This is a genomic window from Enterobacter cloacae complex sp. IR5401 (assembly GCF_049238425.1).
In the GTDB taxonomy this organism is placed as follows: Bacteria; Pseudomonadota; Gammaproteobacteria; order Enterobacterales; family Enterobacteriaceae; genus Enterobacter; species Enterobacter hormaechei_C.
In genome coordinates, this window is record NZ_JBMKHN010000002.1 from 390,365 (window position 1) to 406,688 (window position 16,324).

At 55.7% G+C, this 16,324-nt stretch carries 17 protein-coding genes; 10 read left to right on the forward strand and 7 right to left on the reverse strand.

What is annotated here, in order from left to right:
• Nucleotides 1-52: 52 nt before the first annotated feature.
• Nucleotides 53-1,048 carry a 6-phosphogluconolactonase gene (gene pgl / locus ACOTX1_RS04845; RefSeq protein ID WP_023315658.1) on the reverse strand — a complete coding sequence of 332 codons (996 nt, stop codon included), beginning with the start codon at nucleotides 1,046-1,048 and terminating at the stop codon, nucleotides 53-55.
• Nucleotides 1,049-1,167: 119 nt separating this feature from the next.
• Here pgl and ACOTX1_RS04850 point away from each other — a divergent pair, with 119 nt between their 5' ends.
• Nucleotides 1,168-1,986 (forward strand): pyridoxal phosphatase, encoded by an 819-nt coding sequence (locus ACOTX1_RS04850; RefSeq protein WP_003858539.1) that lies wholly within the window; start codon nucleotides 1,168-1,170, stop codon nucleotides 1,984-1,986.
• Here the strand turns inward: ACOTX1_RS04850 and modC are convergent, their stop codons facing one another.
• From modC to ACOTX1_RS04870, 4 genes are all read right to left on the reverse strand, one after another.
• Entirely contained in the window at nucleotides 1,987-3,045 is a 1,059-nt protein-coding gene (modC, locus tag ACOTX1_RS04855) for a molybdenum ABC transporter ATP-binding protein ModC (protein WP_003858541.1), read from the reverse strand.
• Complete coding sequence (modB, locus tag ACOTX1_RS04860) at nucleotides 3,045-3,737, reverse strand: molybdate ABC transporter permease subunit (RefSeq protein ID WP_003858545.1); 693 nt, start codon at nucleotides 3,735-3,737, stop codon at nucleotides 3,045-3,047. The genes modC and modB overlap by 1 nt, the downstream gene beginning before the upstream one ends.
• Nucleotides 3,734-4,510, reverse strand: a complete 777-nt coding sequence (gene modA, locus ACOTX1_RS04865) for a molybdate ABC transporter substrate-binding protein (protein WP_022650631.1) — start codon at nucleotides 4,508-4,510, stop codon at nucleotides 3,734-3,736. The genes modB and modA overlap by 4 nt, the downstream gene beginning before the upstream one ends.
• 178 nt (nucleotides 4,511-4,688) lie before the next feature.
• Complete coding sequence (locus ACOTX1_RS04870; protein ID WP_003858549.1) at nucleotides 4,689-4,841, reverse strand: AcrZ family multidrug efflux pump-associated protein; 153 nt, start codon at nucleotides 4,839-4,841, stop codon at nucleotides 4,689-4,691.
• A gap of 127 nt (nucleotides 4,842-4,968) precedes the next feature.
• Between ACOTX1_RS04870 and modE the strand changes: the two genes are divergently transcribed.
• From modE to gpmA, 7 genes are all read left to right on the forward strand, one after another.
• Nucleotides 4,969-5,757 (forward strand): molybdenum-dependent transcriptional regulator, encoded by a 789-nt coding sequence (modE, locus tag ACOTX1_RS04875; RefSeq protein WP_023315656.1) that lies wholly within the window; start codon nucleotides 4,969-4,971, stop codon nucleotides 5,755-5,757.
• 67 nt (nucleotides 5,758-5,824) lie between these two features.
• The gene (gene modF, locus ACOTX1_RS04880; protein WP_023315655.1) at nucleotides 5,825-7,297 is read left to right on the forward strand and encodes a molybdate ABC transporter ATP-binding protein ModF; all 1,473 of its coding nucleotides are present in this window, start codon (nucleotides 5,825-5,827) and stop codon (nucleotides 7,295-7,297) included.
• Nucleotides 7,298-7,498: 201 nt separating this feature from the next.
• On the forward strand, nucleotides 7,499-8,515 hold the full coding sequence (galE, locus tag ACOTX1_RS04885; protein ID WP_003858554.1) for a UDP-glucose 4-epimerase GalE: 1,017 nt from the start codon (nucleotides 7,499-7,501) through the stop codon (nucleotides 8,513-8,515).
• 9 nt (nucleotides 8,516-8,524) lie between these two features.
• The gene (gene galT, locus ACOTX1_RS04890; protein ID WP_022650627.1) at nucleotides 8,525-9,571 is read left to right on the forward strand and encodes a galactose-1-phosphate uridylyltransferase; all 1,047 of its coding nucleotides are present in this window, start codon (nucleotides 8,525-8,527) and stop codon (nucleotides 9,569-9,571) included.
• A gap of 2 nt (nucleotides 9,572-9,573) precedes the next feature.
• Nucleotides 9,574-10,722, forward strand: a complete 1,149-nt coding sequence (gene galK / locus ACOTX1_RS04895) for a galactokinase (protein ID WP_003858559.1) — start codon at nucleotides 9,574-9,576, stop codon at nucleotides 10,720-10,722.
• Nucleotides 10,716-11,759, forward strand: coding sequence for a galactose-1-epimerase (galM, locus tag ACOTX1_RS04900; RefSeq protein WP_022650626.1), 1,044 nt, complete (start codon nucleotides 10,716-10,718; stop codon nucleotides 11,757-11,759). The genes galK and galM overlap by 7 nt, the downstream gene beginning before the upstream one ends.
• 265 nt (nucleotides 11,760-12,024) lie before the next feature.
• Entirely contained in the window at nucleotides 12,025-12,777 is a 753-nt protein-coding gene (gene gpmA / locus ACOTX1_RS04905; protein WP_003858562.1) for a 2,3-diphosphoglycerate-dependent phosphoglycerate mutase, read from the forward strand.
• A gap of 61 nt (nucleotides 12,778-12,838) precedes the next feature.
• On the opposite strand, the gene aroG is transcribed toward gpmA, so the two are convergent.
• Nucleotides 12,839-13,891 (reverse strand): 3-deoxy-7-phosphoheptulonate synthase AroG, encoded by a 1,053-nt coding sequence (gene aroG, locus ACOTX1_RS04910; protein WP_003858564.1) that lies wholly within the window; start codon nucleotides 13,889-13,891, stop codon nucleotides 12,839-12,841.
• 304 nt (nucleotides 13,892-14,195) lie between these two features.
• Here aroG and ACOTX1_RS04915 point away from each other — a divergent pair, with 304 nt between their 5' ends.
• Both ACOTX1_RS04915 and zitB read left to right on the forward strand, forming a co-directional pair.
• A complete protein-coding gene (locus ACOTX1_RS04915; RefSeq protein ID WP_003858566.1) occupies nucleotides 14,196-14,555 on the forward strand; it encodes a protein YbgS in 360 nt (119 codons plus the stop codon).
• A gap of 99 nt (nucleotides 14,556-14,654) precedes the next feature.
• Nucleotides 14,655-15,593, forward strand: a complete 939-nt coding sequence (zitB, locus tag ACOTX1_RS04920) for a CDF family zinc transporter ZitB (protein WP_003858568.1) — start codon at nucleotides 14,655-14,657, stop codon at nucleotides 15,591-15,593.
• On the opposite strand, the gene pnuC is transcribed toward zitB, so the two are convergent.
• On the reverse strand, nucleotides 15,590-16,309 hold the full coding sequence (gene pnuC, locus ACOTX1_RS04925) for a nicotinamide riboside transporter PnuC (protein WP_023315654.1): 720 nt from the start codon (nucleotides 16,307-16,309) through the stop codon (nucleotides 15,590-15,592). The two genes, zitB and pnuC, sit on opposite strands and share 4 nt — an antisense overlap.
• Nucleotides 16,310-16,324 lie beyond the last annotated feature (15 nt).

Below are 16,324 nucleotides of genomic sequence, written 5' to 3' on the forward strand. Positions count from 1 at the left end.
ATTAACCGCGCATAAAAAACCTCGCATTTGCGAGGTTTTTTTCGTCTACGGATCAATGAGCGTTAATCACAACCCACATCGGCCCTTGTCCGACCGCATAGCGTCCTTTCTCTTCCAGTAGACCCTGCAAGCCCTGGATTTCATAGAGCGCAATGTGGTGGGATTTCTGCCCCGCCGCAATCAGGTATTTGCCGCTGTGGTCGACATTAAAGCCGCGCGGCTGGGTTTCTGTCGGCTGGAAGCCCTCAACTGCCAGAACGCTGCCGTCTTCGGAGACGCTGAAGACGGTGATCAGACTGGAGGTACGGTCACAGGCATACAGGTGACGGCCATCCGGCGTGATGTGAATGTCTGCCGCCCAGCGTGTGTCAGAGAAATTAGATGGCATCATGTCCAGCGTCTGTACGCACTCGATCTGCCCGTTAGGATCGTTCAGCTCCCACACGTCTACCGAGCTGTTCAGCTCGTTAACGACATAGGCATACTGCTGATTCGGGTGGAAGACCATGTGGCGCGGGCCTGCGCCTTCAACGGTGGTGACTTCCGCCGGGCTCTGCGCGACCAGATGGCCGTCATCGCTCAGGGTAAACAGGCAGATGCGGTCCTGCTTAAGCGCTGGCACCCACAGCGTGCGGTTATCCGGCGAAATGTTGGCTGAGTGGCAACCTTCGAGCCCTTCTACCACGTCGACGGTTTCAACGGGAATACCGTCTTCCAGGCGGGTGACGCTCACGCAGCCTGCATTGTAGGAGCCGCTGAAGATAAAGTTGCCTTTATGGTCAGTGGAAATATGGGTCGGGCTGCCCGGCAGCGGGGCTTCTGCGGTATAGGTCAGCGCGCCGTCATCCGGGGAGATGCGGTATGCCAGTACGCGGAATTCGGGGCGTACGCCGACATAAAGAAAACGTTTATCCGGGCTGACGACCATCGGCTGCACCTGGCCTGGCACATCAACAACCTGAACCAGCGTAAGCGAACCTTCTGTATTCAAACGCCAGACATGGATCTGCTGACTTTCAGGACTGGCGGTATAAACGGTTTGTTTCATGAATACTCCTGATTATTTTTAACGGTGAATGCTGAATTGTAGTCCGGGATTTTGCAGGGTTCCGCTCTCGGTGTACCATCCCGACAGACCTTAAATTCAACATTAACCCGGAAGAAAAAATGACCTCGCGAGTGATTGCCCTGGATTTAGACGGAACACTGCTTACCCCTCAGAAAACCCTGCTCCCCTCTTCTCTTGAGGCCCTCAAACGAGCCCAGGAAGCGGGGTATCAACTTCTCATCGTAACGGGTCGACATCACGTAGCCATTCATCCTTTTTATCAGGCACTGGGCTTAGATACACCTGCAATTTGTTGTAATGGCACCTATTTGTATGATTATCAGGCAAAAAAGGTTTTAGCCTCCGATCCGCTTCCCGTTACGCAGGCGCTGCAATTGATTGATTTACTGGATGAGCACGCCATTCACGGCCTGATGTATGTGGATAACGCCATGGTGTATGAACGCCCTACCGGCCATGTGATCCGCACCAGCAACTGGGCCCTGTCTCTGCCGGAAGCGCAGCGTCCGGTGTTTACTCAGGTTTCCTCCCTGCGCCAGGCGGCGGAAGACGTCGAAGCAATCTGGAAATTTGCCCTGACCGATGAAGACACCGCCAAACTGAATACCTTCGCAAAACATGTCGAGCATACGCTGGGTCTGGAATGTGAATGGTCCTGGCACGATCAGGTGGATATCGCCCGCAAAGGCAACAGCAAAGGAAGGCGTCTGACTCAGTTCGTTGAATCGCAGGGCGGATCAATGCAGGACGTAATTGCCTTCGGCGATAACTATAACGACATCAGCATGCTGGAAGCGTCCGGAACGGGCGTGGCGATGGGTAATGCCGATGACGCGGTGAAAGCGCGCGCTGACGTGGTGATTGGTGATAACACCACCGACAGCATCGCGCAGTATATCTATACCCACCTGCTGTGATCAGGCGGTTATGGAAACGCTCTTGATTTGCGCGTAAAGCCACAGGCCAGGCTTGATACCCAGCTCATCCCTGGCCCACGGGCTGATGCGCGCCCACAGCGTTCTGCTGCCTACTTCCAGCTGCACTTCCACCTGGCCGTTATCATCAAAACACTGCGCCACTTTTGCGCGCAAAATATTGCGGATACTGGTTTGCAGCGGCGGTTGCAGCACCAATGAGACATCCGACGCCTGAATGCGGATCCGTAACGTGGACTGAATCGGCGTATCGATTTTATTCACCCACAAATGCTGATCGCCCAGCGCCAGCGCGGTCATCGCGTAGTGCGGATGGTGCTCCAGCACGCTCACCTTCAGAATGCTGCTCTGCTGCTCCTTTGGCAGCCATGGATGCATAACGCTGCTGCCCCACACCTCCTCCAGATTGCCGAATGCCTTCACCCTGCCCGCTTCGAGCACCAGCACTTTGTCGGCCAGATGTAAAATCTCATCCAGCGAATGGCTGACGTAGAGCATTGGCACATTGATTTCCCGCGCCAGACGTTGCAGATACGGCAGCAGCTCGCGCTTGCGCGGAATATCCAGCGAGGCCAGCGGCTCATCCAGCAGCAGCAGTTCCGGCGCGGTTAACAGGGCGCGGCCAATCGCCACACGCTGTTTTTCACCACCCGACAGCGACGACGGCAGACGATCCAGCAGCGGTTCGATGCCCAGCAGCGCCACCAGCTTATTGAACTGTCCGGCCATGCTTTTTGCCATGCCGTAACGCAGGTTCCCGCGAACGCTGTAGTGCGGAAACAGGCGCGCATCCTGAAACACATAGCCGATACGGCGTTTGTCCGGTGACAGGCAGACCTTCTTCTCCGCGTCATTTAAGACGCGGTTATTTAGCACAATACGGCCAGACTGGGGACGCGTCAGGCCGCTAATCGCATTAATCAGCGACGTTTTCCCCGCCCCGGACACGCCAAAAATGGCGGTGATACCGCTGGCAGGCAGCGTTTCGTTCAGCGTCAGGGTGTGACTGCCCAGGGTTTGCGTAAAGTTGAGTTCCAGCATCACGATTTCCCCATCCGTTCACGGCTGAGGCGCGCCAGCCACTCAGACACCAGCAGCGAGACCAGAGCGAGCACAATCGAAATAATACACAGCCGGGCCGCCGCACCTTCGCCGCCCGGGGTCTGAATCAGGGTATACATGGCCGACGGGATGGTCCGCGTCTCGCCGGGAATGTTGGACACAAAGGTGATGGTCGCGCCAAACTCACCCAACGAGCGGGCGAAGGCTAACACCGTACCGACGATAATGCCTGGTAACGTAAGCGGAAGCGTAATGGTCAGGAATACCCGCCAGCGGCCTGCGCCCAGCGTGCGGGCGGCCTGTTCTAACCGGATATCCACCCCTTCCAGCGCCAGGCGGATAGCGCGCACCATCAGCGGGAAGGACATTACTGCCGCGGCCAGAACCGCGCCGCGCCAGCTGAAAGCAAAGGTCAGTCCGAACCAGTCGTACAGCCATTCGCCGATAAAACCGCGTCGCCCCATGGAGATCAGCAGCAGATATCCGACCACCACAGGCGGTAAGACAAGCGGAAGATGGAGAACACTGTCGAGCAGGGCTTTGCCTGGAAACTTCACGCGAACCAGTAACCAGGCAAAGAACACCCCAAAGGGCAAACTCAGCGCAACCGCCAGGGAAGAGACTTTCAGGCTCAGCAGCACGGCCTGCCATTCAGGTTCGGTCAATATCATTCGTGAGTCGTAAATCCGTAACGTTTAAAGATAGCGGACGCTTCCGGCCCCTTCAGGTAGTCAACGAAGGCCGTCACGCTCGCATTTTTATGCCCATCAACTATCGCAACAGGATATTCCACTTTCTTATGCGAGTCTTCCGGGAAGGTACCCACTACCTTCACGCCTTTACTGGCGACGGCATCGGAGCCGTAAACGATCCCGAGTGGCGCTTCGTTACGCTCCACCAGCGCCAGCGCGCCACGCACATCTTCTGCGGGAGCCAGCTTCGGCGATAAGGTTTCCCATGCGCCAAGTTTTTGCAGCGCTTCTTTCGCATAAATCCCGGCAGGAACATGCTCCGGATCGCCCACCGCCAGACGACCACCGTTGAGCAGACGGGTCCAGTCCGTCTGTTTGTTGATGGCGATGTCGCCCTGCTTGCTGTTTGCGGGTGCAACCACCACCAGGCTATTTCCCAGCAGCGTTTCGCGGGTAGCCGTATCAACAGATTTTTTCTCCACCGCGTAATCCATCCATTTCTGATCGGCAGAGATGAACAGATCCGCGGGCGCCCCCGCTTCAATCTGGCGGGCCAGCGTGGACGAGGAGGCAAACGACGAGACCACCTCGACGTTTTTCTCTTTTTTGTATACCGCAGCAATATCCTGCATCGCGTTAGTCAGCGACGCCGCCGCAAAGACCGTGATTTTTCCTTCATCCGCCAGCGCGTGGCCGGTGAGTGAGAGAGTCAGCGTTGCCCCTGCGAAAAGGCGTACCCATGAACGTGCCATTTGAAGCTCCTGTGCGTATCGTTATATACAAATAAATATAACGATATATCGCAGGCGTTCCTAGCGCTAAATCGTACCCATTAATGCGTAAACTCAAGGAACGTTGTAAAAGATATCGGCGGGAGAGGAATAAACTTGAGAGCAAAACGCCCGGGCTGGCCGGGCGTTTTGGAGGAAATCATTGCTGCTTTTTAGGCTGGTCACGACGATGACCAATGTTCGAAAAGACGTTGAACACTTCACCCAGGCCGTAGATGGCACCGAGGATGATAGCCATCACTACTGGCACCATGATTACCGCGAATACCAGACTTTTCAACAACTCTAACATGGTTTTCTCCAGATCTTGTGAACGGCTTATTCTACCCTGAAAAGTAAGAAAAACATCCCCTTTTGTGCGGTGCGCTTTCCGCCCCCGGGCATTTGGGTCACAATAGCCTTTTTGCCGGGACACTGTTATGCAGGCCGAAATTCTCCTCACCCTACGACTTCAGCAGAAGCTTTTCGCCGATCCGCGACGTATCGCCCTGTTAAAACAAATAGAACAAACTGGCTCGATTAGCCAGGGAGCAAAAAACGCCGGCATCAGCTATAAAAGCGCCTGGGATGCGATTAACGACATGAACACCCTGAGTGAACACACGCTGGTTAAGCGCGCCACCGGCGGGAAAGGCGGCGGCGGCGCCGTGTTGACGCGTTACGGGCAACGTCTGATCCAGCTCTACGATTTACTGGCGCAGATCCAGCAAAAAGCATTTGATGTGCTGAGCGATGACGACAACCTGCCGCTGGACAGCCTGCTGGGCGCCATCTCCCGTTTCTCTTTGCAGACCAGCGCCCGTAACCAGTGGTTTGGTACGGTGACGGGGCGCGATCATTCGCAGGTGCAGGAGCATATTGAGATCCTGCTCGCGGACGGCACGACGCGCCTGAAAGCCGCCATCACCGCGCAAAGTGGTCAACGCCTTGGGCTGAACGAAGGTCAGGAGGTGCTGGTATTACTCAAAGCCCCCTGGATCAGCATCACGCTTAACCCTGAGCAGGCCGCAGAGGCCGACAACCAGCTGCGGGGACGCATCAGCCACATCGAGCGCGGCGCAGAACAGTGTGAAGTGCTGATGACCCTGCCGGATGGACAGTCGCTCTGCGCCACCGTTCCGGTGAACGACGCGACCGAATTAGACGAAGGTGCTGTGGTGACCGCATATTTCAATGCAGACAGGGTAATTATCGCCACATTGTGCTAAGCGCATTGACAACCCTGCTTACACTGAGTATCCCTGACATCTGTTGCTGCAAAAAATGGGATAACACATGTCATCATTGCATATTTCGCAAGGCACGTTTCGTCTTAGCGATACCCGTACCTTATCGCTGCCAGAGTTAACCCTTCGCGCCGGAGAAAGCTGGGCGTTTGTGGGCTCTAATGGCAGCGGAAAATCCGCGCTGGCCCGCGCTTTGGCTGGCGAAATAACCCAACTGAAGGGTGAACGTCGGTGCACCTTTACCCGGCTGACGCGCCTTTCCTTCGAACAGCTGCAAAAGCTGGTCAGCGATGAGTGGCAGCGTAACAATACCGATTTGCTCAGCCCCGGCGAAGAAGATACCGGCCGCACGACGGCGGAAATTATCCAGGATGAGATAAAAGATCCTGCCCGCTGTCAGCAGCTGGCGGAGCAATTTGGCATTACCGCCCTGCTTAACCGCCGTTTCAAATATCTTTCTACCGGTGAGACGCGCAAAACGCTGCTGTGTCAGGCGCTGATGAGCGAGCCGGAACTCTTGATCCTGGATGAACCGTTTGACGGACTGGATGTACAGTCCCGCGCGCAGCTGGCAGCGTTGCTGGCGTCGCTTAACCAGCAGGGATACACCCTTGTACTGGTCCTGAACCGCTTTGATGAGATCCCGGATTTCGTACATTATGCAGGCGTGCTGGCGGACTGTAGCCTGACCGAAACCGGCGAGAAAGCCGTACTGCTTCGGCAGGCGCTGATTGCGCAGCTGGCCCACAGCGAGAAACTGGACGGTATTGCCCTGCCGGAGCCGGATGCGCCTTCGGCGCGCCACGGGCTGGATCCTGACCAGCCGCGCATTGTGCTGCGCGATGGGGTGGTTGCTTACGACGATCGCCCTATTCTTAATCACCTCAGCTGGACGGTTAATCCTGGTGAGCACTGGCAGATCGTCGGCCCCAACGGGGCGGGTAAATCCACGCTGCTGAGCCTGATCACCGGGGATCACCCGCAGGGATACAGCAACGATCTCACCCTGTTCGGCCGTCGCCGCGGCAGCGGGGAAACCATCTGGGATATCAAAAAGCACATCGGCTATGTCAGCAGCAGCCTGCATCTGGACTACCGGGTGAGCACCACGGTGCGAAACGTGATCCTCTCTGGCTTCTTCGACTCCATTGGTATTTATCAGGCGGTATCCGACAAGCAGCACAAGCTGGCGCAGCAGTGGCTGGATATTCTGGGTATGGATAACCGGGTCGCCGATGCACCCTTCCACAGCCTGTCGTGGGGGCAGCAGCGGCTGGCATTGATCGTCCGCGCGCTGGTTAAGCACCCTACGCTGCTGATTCTGGATGAACCGTTGCAGGGGCTGGATCCGCTCAACCGTCAGCTGATCCGCCGCTTTGTGGATGTCCTGATTAGCGAAGGTGAAACCCAGCTGCTGTTTGTGTCCCACCATGCTGAAGATGCCCCGTCCTGCATCACCCATCGGCTGGAATTTGTGCCTGACGGCGAGCAATACCGCTACCTGCTGAACAAAATCGATTAACGCTAGGAGGGCGCTGCCCTCCGCTTTTCAGACAACCTGCAACAATACATCTCTATCTCTTTGATCTACAATGCACTCAGTCTGAGAAAAAGCGCGTGTGAAAACCAGTGTAAACGATACCACTATTTTATCCCATGTCACACTTTTCGCGTCTCTGATATGCTATGGTTAATTCATACCATAAGCCTAATGGAGCGAAATATGCGAGTTCTGGTAACAGGTGGTAGCGGTTACATAGGAAGTCATACCTGTGTGCAACTGCTGCAAAGCGGCCACGATGTTGTCATTCTTGATAACCTGTGCAACAGTAAGCGCAGCGTGCTGCCGGTCATTGAACGCCTTTCGGGTAAACAGCCGACTTTCGTTGAAGGCGATATCCGCAATGAAGCATTGATGACTGAAATCCTTCACGATCACGCGATTGAAACCGTTATCCACTTCGCGGGCCTGAAAGCGGTTGGCGAATCGGTGGCAAAACCGCTTGAGTACTATGACAACAACGTCAACGGTACCCTGCGTCTGATCTCCGCCATGCGTGCGGCCAACGTTAAAAACTTTATCTTCAGCTCTTCCGCAACCGTCTACGGCGATCAGCCAAAAATTCCTTACGTTGAAAGCTTCCCGACCGGTACGCCGCAAAGCCCGTATGGCAAAAGCAAGCTGATGGTAGAGCAGATCCTGACCGACCTGCAAAAAGCCCAGCCTGAGTGGAGCATCGCGTTGCTGCGCTACTTCAACCCGGTCGGCGCGCATCCTTCAGGTGATATGGGCGAAGATCCGCAGGGCATTCCTAACAACCTGATGCCGTATATCGCGCAGGTTGCCGTAGGGCGTCGCGATTCCCTGGCGATTTTTGGTAACGATTATCCCACCGAAGATGGCACCGGCGTGCGCGATTACATTCACGTCATGGATCTGGCCGACGGCCACGTGGCGGCGATGCAGCAACTGGCGGACAAACCGGGCGTGCATATTTACAACCTCGGCGCCGGGATTGGCAGCAGCGTGCTGGATGTGGTGAATGCTTTCAGTAAAGCCTGCGGCAAGCCGGTGAAGTATCACTTCGCTCCCCGCCGTGATGGCGACCTCCCGGCTTACTGGGCCGATGCCACCAAAGCGGATAAAGAGCTCAACTGGCGTGTCACCCGCACGCTCGATGAAATGGCACAGGATACCTGGCACTGGCAATCACGCCATCCGCAGGGCTATCCGGACTAAGGATTTGTCATGACGCAATTCAATCCCGTCGATCACCCGCATCGTCGTTTTAACCCGCTCAGCGGGCAATGGATTTTAGTTTCACCGCATCGCGCCAAGCGCCCCTGGCAGGGGGCGCAAGAGACGCCTGCCAAACAGACGCTGCCGCAGCATGATCCGGACTGTTTCCTCTGCCCGGGCAATACCCGCGTGACGGGCGATAAAAACCCGGACTACAAAGGCACCTTCGTGTTTACTAACGACTTTGCCGCGCTGATGACCGATACGCCGGACGCGCCGGAAAGCCATGACCCGCTGATGCGCTGCGAAAGCGCCCGCGGCACCAGCCGCGTGATCTGCTTCTCGCCCGATCACAGCAAAACGTTGCCGGAGCTGAGCGTGGATGCCCTGAAAGAGGTGGTCAGCACCTGGCAGGTGCAAACCGCGGAGCTGGGCCAGAGCTATCCGTGGGTGCAGGTGTTTGAAAATAAAGGCGCGGCGATGGGCTGCTCCAACCCACATCCGCACGGTCAGATCTGGGCGAACAGCTTCCTGCCGAACGAAGCCGAGCGTGAGGACCGACTGCAAAAAGCGTATTTCACCCAGAACGGTTCGCCTATGCTGGTGGATTACACCCAGCGTGAGCTGGCGGATGGCAGCCGTACCGTGGTGGAAACCGAACACTGGCTTGCGGTAGTCCCTTACTGGGCGGCGTGGCCATTTGAGACGCTGCTGCTGCCGAAAGCCCATGTTCAGCGCATTACCGAACTCAGCGACGCCCAGCGTGACGACCTGGCGCTGGCGCTGAAAAAACTGACCAGCCGCTACGACAACCTCTTCCAGTGCTCCTTCCCCTACTCCATGGGCTGGCACGGCGCGCCGTTTAACGGCGAAGAGAATCAACACTGGCAGTTACATGCACACTTCTACCCGCCGCTGCTGCGCTCAGCAACGGTACGTAAATTCATGGTGGGCTATGAAATGCTGGCGGAAACCCAGCGCGACCTGACGGCGGAACAGGCGGCAGAACGTCTGCGTGCCGTTAGCGACGTCCATTACCGCGAATCAGGAGTCTAAAAATGAGTCTGAAAGATAAAACACAATCCCTGTTTGCTGAAAAATTTGGCTACCCTGCCACCCATGTTATCCAGGCGCCAGGCCGCGTTAATCTGATCGGCGAGCACACCGACTATAACGACGGTTTTGTCCTGCCGTGTGCCATCGACTACCAGACGGTGATCAGCTGTGCGAAACGCGACGATCGTCATGTGCGAGTAATCGCCGCGGATTACGGCAACGAAATTGACGAATTTTCCCTCGATGCGCCGATCGTGACCCACGACAGCCAGCAGTGGTCGAACTATGTTCGCGGCGTGGTGAAGCACTTGCAAAAGCGTAACAAGAATTTCGGCGGGGCCGATCTGGTGATCAGCGGCAACGTGCCGCAGGGGGCGGGATTAAGCTCTTCCGCATCTCTGGAAGTGGCGGTCGGCACCGTGTTCCAGCAGCTTTATCATCTGCCGCTGGACGGGGCGCAGATCGCCCTGAACGGTCAGGAAGCGGAAAACCAGTTCGTGGGCTGCAACTGCGGCATTATGGATCAGCTGATTTCCGCGCTGGGCAAGAAAGAACACGCTTTGCTGATTGACTGTCGCTCCCTCGGGACCAAAGCGGTTCCGCTGCCTAAAGGTGCGGCTGTGGTGATCATCAACAGCAACTTCAAACGCACCCTGGTGGGCAGCGAGTACAACACCCGTCGCGAACAGTGCGAAACCGGCGCGCGCTTCTTCCAGCAGCCAGCCCTGCGTGATGTCTCACTTGATGAATTTAACAAGGTCGCCCACGAGCTGGACCCGGTTGTCACGAAGCGCGTGCGCCATATACTGACCGAAAATGCCCGTACCGTAGAAGCCGCCTCCGCGCTGGCGAAAGGTGACCTGAAACGGATGGGCGAGCTGATGGCCGAATCGCATGCCTCCATGCGTGACGATTTCGAAATCACCGTGCCGCAAATCGACACCCTGGTTGAAATTGTGAAAGCCACGATTGGCGACAAAGGCGGCGTGCGTATGACCGGCGGCGGATTTGGCGGGTGCGTCGTCGCCCTCGTGCCGGAAGAGCTGGTCCCTGCCGTCCAGGACGCCGTGGCTAAGCAGTACGAAGCCAAAACGGGCATCAAAGAAACTTTCTACGTCTGTAAAGCATCACAAGGAGCCGGACAGTGCTAAACGAAATACCTACACTCGCACCGGATGGTCTGCCGTATCGCCTGTTAACCCTGCGCAACAGCGCCGGGATGGTGGTTACGCTGATGGACTGGGGCGCAACGTTACTTTCTGCCCGCGTACCGATGCCTGACGGCAGCGTGCGCGAAACCCTGCTCGGCTGCGCATCGCCGGAGCAGTATATCGAGCAGACCGCTTTTCTGGGCGCATCCATAGGCCGCTACGCTAACCGCATCGCCAGAAGCCGGTTTACGCTGGACGGCGTAACGTATTCCCTGCTTGCCAGCCAGGGCGAAAATCAGCTGCACGGCGGCCCGGAAGGGTTTGATAAACGTCGCTGGAAGATTGTGCAGCAAAATGACGCTGAGGTCTGGTTCTCTCTGGACTCCCTCGATGGAGACCAGGGCTTCCCGGGCAATCTCACCGCAACGGCGCGCTTCACCCTGACCGAAGATAATCGCATCGCCATTGAGTACCGCGCGACCGTCGATAAGCCGTGCCCGGTCAACCTGACTAACCACGCCTATTTCAACCTTGACGGTAATCAGACCGATGTCCGCAGCCACAAACTCCAGATCCTGTCGGACGAGTATCTGCCGGTCGATGAGATGGGTATCCCTTATCAGGGGCTGAAACCGGTAAGCGGTAATAGCTTTGATTTTCGTCAGCCGAAAACCATCGCCCAGGATTTCCTGAGTGATGACGATCAGCGCAAGGTGAAAGGCTACGACCACGCGTTCCTGTTGCAGGCGAAAGGCGATCTTTCTCAACCTGCCGCACAGGTCTGGTCTGCTGATGAGAAGTTACAGATGACGGTCTACACCACCGCCCCCGCCCTACAGTTCTATTCCGGTAACTATCTGGAGGGTACCACGGCGCGCGAACATGACGCCTACGGCGCCTGGCAAGGCCTGGCGCTGGAGAGCGAGTTCCTGCCAGACAGTCCTAACCATCCTGAATGGCCGCAGCCGGACTGCGTGCTACGTCCGGGTGAAGAGTACGTAAGCGTCACCGAGTATCATTTCATTCCGCGCGCTTAATGTCCGGCGGCGCACGGGCCTACAAATGTAGGCCTGATAAGCGAAGCGCCATCCGGCAAAAAAGCCTGGCCCTCACCCCGAGGGCTTTTTTATCTCCGCCTTGCTGAAAATAGCGGCGATCGCAGACAAAATCATAACCCTGGATTCACATGCATCTTACACTCTCGAACTATTTTCGCTATGGTTAGGGTTAAGCGTTGCTGCTGGCACAGTCACGGCAATATAATGAGAATTGTTATCATTCAAAATGCTTGAGGAGTAAGAAATGGCTAATACTAAGCTTGTCCTGGTGCGCCACGGCGAAAGCCAGTGGAACAACGAAAACCGCTTCACTGGTTGGTATGACGTTGATCTGTCCGAGAAAGGCGTGAGCGAAGCAAAAGCGGCAGGTAAACTGCTGAAAGAAGAAGGCTTCACCTTTGACTTTGCTTACACCTCTGTGCTGAAACGTGCCATCCATACCCTGTGGAACATTCTGGACGAGCTGGATCAGGCCTGGCTGCCGGTTGAGAAATCCTGGAAACTGAACGAGCGTCACTACGGTGCGCTGCAAGGTCTGAACAAAGCGGAAACCGCAGAAAAATACGGTGACGAGCAGGTTAAGCAGTGGCGTCGTGGTTTTGCGGTTACGCCTCCAGAGCTGAGCAAAGATGACGAGCGCTACCCGGGCCACGATCCGCGTTACGCGAAGCTGACTGAGGCTGAACTGCCGCAGACCGAAAGCCTGGCGCTGACCATCGACCGCGTTGTGCCTTACTGGAACGAAACCATTCTGCCACGCCTGAAAAGCGGCGAGCGCGTCATTATCGCTGCTCACGGAAACTCCCTGCGTGCGCTGGTGAAATACCTGGACAACATGGGTGAAGATGAAATCCTCGAGCTGAACATCCCTACCGGCGTGCCGCTGGTGTACGAGTTCGACGAAAACTTCAAGCCAGTTAAACATTACTACCTGGGTAACGCCGACGAAATCGCTGCAAAAGCGGCAGCCGTGGCGAACCAGGGTAAAGCGAAGTAATATTTGCCGGATATAAAAAAAGCGTGGAGAAATCCACGCTTTTTTATTACCCGCGACATACTTAGCCGCGACGCGCTTTAACCGCATCCGCCAGCTGACGCAGGATCGCATCGGTATCGTCCCAGCCAATGCAGGCATCCGTCACGCTCTTACCGTAGACCAGCGGCTCGCTGCCCTCCAGGTTCTGGTTGCCTTCAACCAGATGGCTCTCAATCATCACCCCAATCACTGCGCGTTCACCGCTGGCGATTTGCTGACACACATCTGCGCCGACTTCCATCTGCTTTTTGAACTGTTTGCTGGAGTTGGCATGGCTGAAATCGATCATCACCTGCGGTGCCAGACCTGCTTTCTCCAGCCCTGCTTTTACCTCCGCTACGTGTTTAGCGCTATAGTTAGGCTCTTTACCGCCGCGCAGTATGATATGGCAATCGCCATTACCGCTGGTATTCACGATAGCCGAGTGGCCCCACTTGGTCACCGACAGGAAGCAGTGCGGCGCGCCCGCCGCATTAATGGCGTCAATGGCGACCTTGATGGTGCCATCAGTGCCATTTTTGAAACCCACCGGGCATGACAGGCCAGACGCCAGCTCGCGGTGAACCTGAGATTCAGTCGTACGCGCACCAATAGCGCCCCAGCTCATCAGGTCAGCCAGATACTGCGGGGTGATCATATCGAGGAATTCTCCGGCAGCAGGCAGCCCGCTGTCGTTGATCTCCAGCAGCAGCTTACGCGCAATGCGCAGGCCGTCGTTAATCTGGAAACTGTTGTCCATATGCGGATCGTTGATTAACCCTTTCCAGCCCACGGTGGTACGCGGTTTTTCGAAATAAACGCGCATCACGATTTCCAGTTCGCCTTTCAGCTCTTCACGCAGGGCGAGCAGACGCGACGCATACTCTTTGGCCGCAGCAGGATCGTGAATGGAGCATGGCCCGATCACTACCAGAAGACGATCGTCGCTACCTTTCAGGATCTTGTGGATCGCCTTGCGGGCATGAGACACCGTGTTGGCGGCATTTTCGGTGGCGGGGAATTTTTCAAGGAGCGCTACGGGAGGTAATAACTCATTGATCTCTTTAATGCGTAAATCGTCGTTCTGATAATTCATCTTCTTTCCGGCTCTGCCATATCTTTAGTAATGAAAGCAATCCTTTCAATCTAACTTGTCGGCCACGAAGTGTAAACGGGCTTTTACACTTCGCGCAGATAATTCCTGGAATTCGCCTAAAATACGCAACAAAATAGCGAAAAATGAGATCTGGCCTAAGCTTTTTACTTGTAACGACTGTTTTTAAATATTTATACGCGATTCCATCCTGACATAATTCAGGAGTCCGGAATCTTTCGCCACTGAACAAGATGCACTGTTGGAGAATGTTATCCAGCGTAACGATAAGAACAGGAGCACCATGATGAAAATGACGAAACTGACTACGCTTTTCCTGACGGCAACCCTTACCCTGGCAAGCGGTAGCGTACTGGCTGCTGATGCAGGCTCATCCGGCAGCAACGGCGACGCGAATGCCGCTGCCGAAGCAGGCCAGGTTGCGCCGGATGCAAAACAGAATATTGCGCCAAACAATGTTGATAACAGTAATATCAACACGGGCAATACCAATACTGGCGGGACGAACACAGGCACGATGAACCATGAGGGTATGACTACCGACGAGGTGCATAAAAACTCAGTCTGTAAAGACGGGAAATGCCCGGACCCGAATGACAAAGTGGGCAGCGATGCCAATACCAAAACGGACGGTACTACCCAGTAACCTTCCATAAGGTAAAACAGGGAGAGCGAATGCTCTCCTTTTTTATTTAAGCTCTTAAAAACGCTACACTAAAAATAATAATAAATCAGGAACGATACCATGGCGCACTCCCACTCCCATTCCCACTCCACTGGCGATGAAAATGCCAAACGGCTTTTGCTGGCTTTTGGCGTCACTGCCACCTTTATGATTATTGAGGTCACAGGCGGACTGATATCCGGATCGCTGGCGCTGCTGGCCGATGCAGGACACATGCTTACCGATGCCGCGGCGCTGCTCTTCGCGCTGCTGGCCGTGCAGTTTGCCCGTCGCCCTCCCAATACCCGCCACACCTTTGGCTGGCTCAGGCTGACCACGCTTGCCGCCTTTGTGAATGCGATTGCCTTAGTGGTGATTACCATACTCATCGTCTGGGAGGCTTTTCAGCGCTTTCGGCATCCTCAACCGGTAGCTGGCACAACGATGATGATGATTGCCATTGCCGGCCTGGTTGCCAATATTCTGGCGTTCTGGATATTACATCGCGGCAGCAGCGAAAAAAATCTGAACGTGCGGGCCGCAGCGCTGCACGTGCTCGGTGATTTGCTGGGTTCTGTTGGTGCGATTGTGGCCGCGCTGATCATTATGGGTACGGGCTGGACCCCCATCGACCCGATTCTTTCCGTGCTGGTATCGTGCCTGGTATTGCGCAGTGCCTGGCGGCTGTTAAAAGAGAGCGTCAATGAGCTGCTGGAAGGCGCGCCCACATCACTGGATATTGGCGAACTGAAGCGCAACCTGAGTCGCTCCATTCCTGAGGTTCGTAACGTCCATCACGTTCACGTCTGGCTGGTGGGTGAGAAACCTCTTATGACGCTGCACGTTCAGGTTGTTCCACCCCACGATCACGACGCGCTGCTTGAACGTATTCAGCATTTCCTCGAGCATCACTATGAGATTGCGCACTCCACTATCCAGATGGAGTACCAGCCTTGCAGCGGGCCAGACTGCCACCTTAACGAGGCGCAGTCCGGCCACTCACACGCACATCATCATTAACGGGAAAGCGCGCGAGAGCCACGCTCACGCGCGCTGTTAATCCACATGCGGCTGCCGTTGAGAGCAATGAAGGTCAGGAGCATATACTCCAGCGACATGGCATAAACGCCCTGAAGGGCAAAAATCACCACGCTAATCACGTTAATCACCACCCACAACAGCCAGTTCTCAACGTATTTACGGGTCATCAGGATCATTGCGGCAATCGACAGCACCATCATGCAGGAATCCCAGAACGGGAAGGCATCCGGCTGAAGCTCAGGCATCGTCACGTTCAATCCCAGTCCCGACATCACCGAGACCGCCACGCGCGTCAGGAAGGCAAATACCGGATCAATAAAGACGGTCATAAAGCCGATAGCCACCACGCAGGCCGCGAACCAGGCGATGGCTTTAGGCAACGGCAGCCAGCGGATTTGCAACTCCGCCTCCTGCTGGCTGTTTTGCCGAGACCAGGCGTACCAGCCATAGATATTGGCCGCGAAGAAGAACAGCTGTAGAAGCAGGCTGGCGTAGAGCTGGATCTGGAAGAAGATGATCGCAAACAGCGTGACGTTTATCAGCCCGAACGCATAGTTGCTGATCTTCTCAAGGCTGGCCAGCCAGATACAGAGTAAACCGGCCAGCGTACCCACCGCTTCAATCCACGACAGGTCATAGCCGCCCGCACCAATCGGGATATGAACCAGGATGTTCTGTGTGCTAAAAAAATCCATTTTTTCTCCGGGGCG